Origin of the sequence: Pseudomonas sp. SIMBA_041, from assembly GCF_046535095.1 — a bacterium.
Classification (GTDB): Bacteria; Pseudomonadota; Gammaproteobacteria; order Pseudomonadales; family Pseudomonadaceae; genus Aquipseudomonas; species Aquipseudomonas mucoides.
On the sequence record NZ_JAWRXJ010000095.1, the window covers coordinates 1 to 349 of the forward strand.

General features: G+C 57.6%; 1 tRNA gene. It reads right to left on the reverse strand.

Annotation, left to right across the window (positions count from 1 at the left end):
* Nucleotides 1-59: 59 nt before the first annotated feature.
* Nucleotides 60-162: transfer RNA gene (locus SB725_RS30380), tRNA-OTHER, on the reverse strand.
* Between the last annotated feature and the right edge of the window lie 187 nt (nt 163-349).

Below are 349 nucleotides of genomic sequence, written 5' to 3' on the forward strand. Positions count from 1 at the left end.
CGCGGCCACCCCCCACTTTTCCTCTGCCAGCATGACCGGCGTTTCCCGAGCATTGAGTGGGGCGACGGCGGGACTCGAACCCGCGACACAAACTTCCCGCCTGGCCCCTCGAACGGAAACCATCGAAACAAAGAAGGCTCTTTCCAACTGAGCTACGTCGCCATTAACCTGATTTTCCAGTGTCAAAGAACAGTCATGCGCCGAGCTTCAAATTGCAGCTTGCTACCGTCCACAAACACATAAATGTCCGCGCACAGTTGCGGAGCCTCTATCGACACAGCGAGGTCGCACGCGGTGTCATACGCTCTGCAGACATCGGCGTCCATGCTGATGCACTCGGCAGTCGTGT